This window comes from Rhizobium sp. 01N447_2, from assembly GCF_056399245.1.
Genome location: NZ_JBFTQY010000019.1, coordinates 95,445 through 101,444, shown reverse-complemented (window position 1 = coordinate 101,444; position 6,000 = coordinate 95,445). Strand labels below are relative to the sequence as shown.

7 protein-coding genes are annotated in these 6,000 nt (G+C 62.7%); 3 read left to right on the top strand and 4 right to left on the bottom strand.

Annotation, left to right across the window (positions count from 1 at the left end; translation table 11 throughout):
- Window positions 1–323 precede the first annotated feature (323 nt).
- Window positions 324–959, bottom strand: a complete 636-nt coding sequence (locus tag AC1ECN_RS16440; RefSeq protein ID WP_130671899.1) for a YitT family protein — start codon at window positions 957–959, stop codon at window positions 324–326.
- Window positions 960–1,169: 210 nt separating this feature from the next.
- On the bottom strand, window positions 1,170–2,102 hold the full coding sequence (locus tag AC1ECN_RS16435) for a class I SAM-dependent DNA methyltransferase (RefSeq protein WP_130665443.1): 933 nt from the start codon (window positions 2,100–2,102) through the stop codon (window positions 1,170–1,172).
- A 201-nt stretch (window positions 2,103–2,303) separates the two neighbouring features.
- Between AC1ECN_RS16435 and AC1ECN_RS16430 the strand changes: the two genes are divergently transcribed.
- The 3 genes from AC1ECN_RS16430 (at window position 2,304) to AC1ECN_RS16420 (ending at window position 4,501) form a co-directional block, all read left to right on the top strand.
- Window positions 2,304–2,570 carry a DUF6460 domain-containing protein gene (locus AC1ECN_RS16430; protein ID WP_026238480.1) on the top strand — a complete coding sequence of 89 codons (267 nt, stop codon included), beginning with the start codon at window positions 2,304–2,306 and terminating at the stop codon, window positions 2,568–2,570.
- A 1-nt stretch (window position 2,571) separates the two neighbouring features.
- Entirely contained in the window at window positions 2,572–3,069 is a 498-nt protein-coding gene (locus AC1ECN_RS16425) for a CAP domain-containing protein (protein ID WP_018483937.1), read from the top strand.
- 85 nt (window positions 3,070–3,154) lie between these two features.
- The gene (locus AC1ECN_RS16420) at window positions 3,155–4,501 is read left to right on the top strand and encodes an MATE family efflux transporter (protein WP_130671898.1); all 1,347 of its coding nucleotides are present in this window, start codon (window positions 3,155–3,157) and stop codon (window positions 4,499–4,501) included.
- Here the strand turns inward: AC1ECN_RS16420 and AC1ECN_RS16415 are convergent.
- Window positions 4,477–5,565, bottom strand: coding sequence for a quinone-dependent dihydroorotate dehydrogenase (locus AC1ECN_RS16415; protein ID WP_130671897.1), 1,089 nt, complete (start codon window positions 5,563–5,565; stop codon window positions 4,477–4,479). The genes AC1ECN_RS16420 and AC1ECN_RS16415 overlap by 25 nt on opposite strands.
- Window positions 5,562–5,915, bottom strand: coding sequence for a DUF952 domain-containing protein (locus AC1ECN_RS16410; RefSeq protein ID WP_130671896.1), 354 nt, complete (start codon window positions 5,913–5,915; stop codon window positions 5,562–5,564). Before AC1ECN_RS16410 ends, AC1ECN_RS16415 begins: the two co-directional genes overlap by 4 nt.
- Between the last annotated feature and the right edge of the window lie 85 nt (window positions 5,916–6,000).

Genomic DNA, 6,000 nt, shown 5'->3' with positions numbered 1-6,000 from the left:
GATCACTCGTGATCYCTGGTGGCTCGTACGGCAACGGCGTCAAACCGATTGCCCGAGAGGTCCATGCTGTTGAATATGTCTCGGACGACTTTCGCAATTTCTTCTGCGGAAGCGCCCTTGGCGCGTTCTTCCTGCATACGGCGTCTCACAAGCTTTTCCAAATCTGACATAGTTCACCTCATCAAATCCGGCGCGAGCAGAGTTTGGCGCCGAGACCGATCACAGGCAAGTTACGTTTTATTTAGAATGGCTTACCGATTGGTAATGTTAGAGCATGTCGCGCAAAAGTGTGCGGCGGTTTTGCGATAACGACATGCTTAAAACTAAAGCGCGATGTAGCGGTCGGCGCGATGATTGATGGCGACGAAGAGGTTGAGGACGACGGCGCCGAGCACCGAATAAAAGACGACAGGCGGCGTGGTGACGAAGAAGGCGGCGGCGAGCACGCACATGTCGATCGCGAGCTGGACGAGGCCGGCACGGATGCCGAAACGCTCCTGCAGGTAGATGCCGAGAATGCCGACGCCGCCAAGGCTGGCGCGGTGGCGATAAAGCGCCAGGAGGCCGAAGCCGAGCAGCAGGCCGCCGAGAAGGGCCGCCCAGGCCGGATGAATGCTCGAAATGGACAGGAAGCGCGACTGCACATCGGCAAGCACCGAGGTCAGGCCGATGGCGATGAAGGTCTTGATGGTGAAGGCCATGCCGAGGCGCTTCCACGAGAGATAGAAGAACGGCAGGTTGAGCAGGAAGAAGGCGAGGCCGAAATTGACGCCGAAGGCATAATGCAGGAGGAAGGCCACGCCGGCCGTGCTGCCGGTGAGAAGGCCGGCGCTGGCGAGCACATAAAGGCCGAGCGCCGCAACGAAGCTGCCGGAGAATATGCCCTGTACATCTTCGATCGGGGTGTGGCGCGTCGCAGTCGTATTCCAGAAGCCAAGGGCATTGATGAGCCGTGTCATGTCGCCAGTCTCCACGGCAGACGAGTTCAAGAACGCGCTTGGGAAGATCTGCGCGCGACGGAATTTTGGATCATGAAAGGAGCCCGAGCGCCTCGGCGTTAATTGCCAAGCTCTCTGCCGATGCGGTGCAGTATCGGGTTTTTCGGCCTTTCGATCAAGCGAAATAGGTAAGCAATGCTGACCTATTAAAAAATCGCAAGAAATGTTCGCTCACACGGGCTTATGCGTAAGGAACAGAATGCCGGAAACCGGTTTTCCGCCATCTTTGCGAATGACCGATTTGACGATCTTGAGGATTTGGAAGCCGTGACGGGCAAGAAGCATCCTGACATAGCTTTCCGAATGGGCGTAGCGCAGCGACGGAGCGAGGTGAAAGCCGTCGCCCTCACCTGCATCCTCGACGGAAAAGGCGATATCGGCGCCTGGTGCAGCGAGCTCTCCAACGATGGCAAAGACGCTTTCGAGATTGCCGAGATACATCAGCACATCGGCTGCCGTCACCAGGTCGGCGCGACGGCGCGCCGCATCTGCAAAGAGGCCGGAGAGCTCGGGCGCGAGCGAGAGATCGGCCTGGGCGAGACTGTCATAGACCCGTTTCTCGGCAGCCTTCGCCAGCATGTTCTGCGAGAGGTCGAAGCCTTCGAGGCGGCCGGCAAAGCTACGGATTTCCGGGCCGAGCAGGCCGGTGCCGCAGCCGAGATCGACGGCCAGTTCGTAACACCTGCCGGTGGAGGCGACGAGCGCTGCGAGCTTCTGCGGGACATTGTAGTCGAGCTTATCGACAAGTGCTGATTCGAACCGATCGGCATAGTCGTCGAAGAGGCGCTCGACATAGCGGCTCGGCGGCAGGTCAGGCGTGGCCGCGTCGCCGAGAAGGGCGAGTTTGAGGGCAGCGCCGAAAATGTCTTCGGGATCGAGGGCAAGCGTCTTGCGATAGGCCTCGATCGCGGCTTCACCCCTGCCCGCCTCTTCCAGATAGGTGGCGAGGCGATACCAGCCGGCTGCCCAGGCGGGCACGAGTTCGAGGGCCTGCTCCATCAGCTCGGCAGCCGCTTCCGGCTCGCCGCCTTCCTCGAGCATCCTGGCATAGTCGGCGCGGCGGTCGGCAATGACATCGCCGGAGGAAAGCTGGTGGGGCTGCATCAATGGACCTGTAGCTGTTTCTTTTACGCATGTCGTTGCCGCAAAACCGCTGCACACTTTTGCGCGACATGCGTCGGCCCGCATCTGGCGGCGGCCACAAAAAAACTCAAGTCCTATTTCAGAGGCGAAGCGGCCAATTCCGGAAAGGGCTTGCGGGCAGCACGCCGCGACCTTATTCCAAGGGCAAACAGGAGATGGCTTATGTCCGATCAGGCGAACAGGTTCCTCGGCGATTCAATCGGCCGCACATTGATAAAGCTTATCGTGGTGTCGCTGATCGTCGGTTTCGTCATGACCGTCTTCGGCCTGACGCCGTGGGGCATCATCTACGGCATACGTGATTTCATCCTGGAGATCTGGTACCGCGGCTTCTCGGCGCTTGGGCGCGTCGGCGACTATCTCATCCTCGGCGCGACGATCGTCATCCCGCTCTTCGTCATCCTTCGTCTTTTCAGCTACCGCCGGTAACATGACATCCATCGATCTTTCCAGACGCGGCCTGCTACGCCTTTCCGGACTTGCGCTCGCCGCCGGCATCGCCGGCTGCACCACGACCCCGCGGATGGCCGGCACGCCGTCGGACGGCGAAGACGAGACGGCGAGCGTGCTGCCGCTCGTCAACCAGCTCAGGGCCAAACACGGCCTGCCGGCGCTTGCCGTCGATCCGGCGGCGACCACCGCCGCCCTGTTCCAGGCGAAACGCATGGCGAGCGCCGGCAAGATGGCGCATCTGATGGGCATGACCGACAGCTTCGGCGCGCGGGTCAAGGCGAGCGGCGTGCGGCTGCCAGCGGCTGAGAATATCGCCGCCGGCCAGCAGAGCGTCGATGCCGTGGTAACGGCCTGGATCAACTCGCCGCATCACCTGGAAAACATGCTCGGACGCTATGACGGCCTTGGCGTTGCCGTCGCCCATAATACATCTTCCAGGAACCTGCCCTATTGGGCCATGGTGCTTTCCAGCTGAGGTGATTCCGCCTGCAGCAGTTCAAGTGATGCAGCGTCTGTTGCGCGTCTGAAACGACGCGTGGCGCTGCCGTGACGAGGCCGGCATGGATACACGCAGCAATCACAACGCGCTTGCATTCGACGTGACGCACCGGCTGGTGCTGTCGATCGCCCTTCCGATGACGCTCGGCTTCATGACGACGCCGCTGCTCGGGCTGACGAACACCGCCGTCGTCGGCCGTATGGGCAATGCGGAAGCGCTGGCCGGGCTGGCGATCGGCGCGATGCTGTTCGATCTGATCCTCGGCAGCTTCAACTTCCTACGCGCCTCGACCACCGGGCTGACGGCGCAAGCCTATGGCCGGCGCGACCAGCACGAGCAGCAGGCGGTCTTTTCCCGGGCGATGATTTCGGCGCTCGGCTGTGGTCTGGCGCTGCTCTGTCTTTCGCCGCTGCTGATGGCGGCGGGGTTGAGGCTGATGGGGGCGGAAGGCGCGATCGCGCAGGCGACCAGCACCTATTTCTCGATCCGCATGCTGGCAGCACCGGCAGCGCTGGCGAATTATGCCATCCTCGGCTTCGTGCTCGGGCGCGGACAGGGCAATATCGGGCTGCTGCTGCAGGCTGTTATCAACGGCATCAACATCCTGCTTTCCATCTATCTCGGCCTGACGCTCGACTGGGGCGTGGCGGGGGTCGCCTGGGGAACGATGGCCGGCGAAACCGTCGGCGCGCTCGCCGGGCTTTTCATCGTGCTCAGCGGCTTCGGCAAGGCAGCCCGGCCGGCATGGTCCGAAGTCTTTTCCCGGCACCGGCTGGCTGAGCTGTTCGCACTCAACCGCGACATCCTGATCCGCACCTTCGTGCTGATCGGCGCCTTCACCATCATGACGCGGATCGGCACCAGCTTTGGCGCGGTGACGCTTGCCGCCAATGCCGTAGTGATGAATTTCTTCCTGCTGTCCGGCTATTATCTCGACGGCCTTGCCAATGCCGCCGAACAGATCATCGGCCGGGCGATCGGCGCGCATTGCCGGCCAGCCTTCGACCGCGGGCTGAAGCTGACGACCTTGTGGTCCTTTGGGCTGGCCGCTGTTAGTTCCGCCTTCTTCTTCCTTGCCGGCCCCTGGCTGATCTCGGTGCTGACGACCTCACCCGAGGTGCAGCAGGCGGCTGAAACCTATCTGCCCTGGGCGGCGGTGACGGGCCTGACCGGCGCGCTCGCCTTCCTGATGGACGGGGTGTTCATCGGCGCCACATGGTCGGCCGACATGCGCAACCGGATGCTGATGTCCTTTGCCGGCTATCTCTTGATGCTCGCGGTCTTCGTGCCGCTCTTCGGCAATCATGGCCTATGGCTGGCGATGAACGCCTTCCTGCTCTTCCGCGGTTTTTTCCTGGCGATGCTGGTGCGGTCGCGGGCCGATCAGACCTTCCGCGCCGCCCAATAATCCAGCCTGACATCACGCAGCTCGCGAATCGAGACGGCCTTTTCGCGGTCCAGGAGTTTCGACAGGCCGCGGACGATATCGCCGGCCAGGCCGGGGCCTTCATAGACCATGCAGGAATAGAGCTGGACGAGATCGGCGCCCGCCCTGATCTTCTCCAGCGTGGTTTCGGCCGAGGACACGCCGCCGACGCCGATGATCGGCAGATCAGGGCCGACGCGCTTGCGCATCCTGGCGAGCACCGCCGTCGACTTTTCGAACAGCGGCACGCCGGAGAGACCGCCCGCCTCCTTCGCCTGGCGCTGATCCTTAAGGCCATCGCGCGACAGCGTGGTGTTGGAGACGATCAGGCCATCCAGCGCATGCGAGAGCACTTCCGCGGCGATATCGTCCATGCCTTCCTCGGTCAGATCAGGCGCGATCTTCAGAAAGACCGGGATCTTCCGGCCGGATGCCGCTGCCATCTCGTCGCGCGCCGCAAGCACGGCTGATAACAGTACCGCAAGGCTTTCGCGCCCCTGCAGGTCGCGCAGGCCGGGGGTGTTCGGCGAGGAGATGTTGGCGGTGAAATAGCGCGCGACGGAATAAAAGCGGCGGATGCCGGCGACGTAGTCGGCGATGCGGTCCTCGCTGTCCTTGTTGGCGCCGATATTGACGCCGATCATGCCACCGCCCCCTAGCGCGGCGAGGCGCCCGAAGGCGGCATCATGGCCTTCATTGTTGAAACCGAGACGGTTGATGACGCCTTCGTCCTCCACCAGGCGGAAGATGCGCGGCCGCGGATTTCCGGATTGCGGCTTCGGCGTCACCGTGCCGATCTCGGTAAAGCCGAAGCCGAGCTTCAACAGCGCCTCCGGCACTTCGGCATTCTTGTCGTAGCCGGCGGCCATGCCGAGCGGATTTTCGAAGGTAAGGCCGGCAACGGTCTGGCGCAGGCGCGGATCGGGCGTCAGCTGGCAGGCAGGCACGAGGCCGGATTTCAAGGCGGCGATCGACATGCCGTGCGCCGTTTCCGGATCGAACAGGAAGAGACCCTTGCGGGCGAGACGCTTGAAGGGATCGATCATGGCTGCAGCTCCGGAAAGACATGGGCGCCGGCTTCGTCGAGCGGCAGCGGCGCCTCCCAGAGCACGGTGGCCAGCGGCAGATCGGCGTAGAGATGCGGGAAGAGATCGCCGCCGCGCGAGGGCTCGAAGACCAGCTTGTCGCCGAGGCCGCGGCCATCGACGGCAATCAGCAACAGGCCGGACTGGCCGGCAAAATGCAGGGCGGCGGTCTGCTTCACCTGGTCCGCGGTCGAGAAATGGATGAAGCCGTCCTTGAGATCGATGCCGGCGCCATGAAAAGTGCCGGTTTGTCTGGCTTGCTGCCAGAGCGTTTCCGTCACGATCTTGTAAAGGGTCGGTGTCAGGGTCATCATGGCCTCACGATAGGCTGTTCCTTGGTCACGAGGGCTTTGCCGGAAAGAGGCGGCGATGTCCACGCCCCGGCGCGAAAAACGG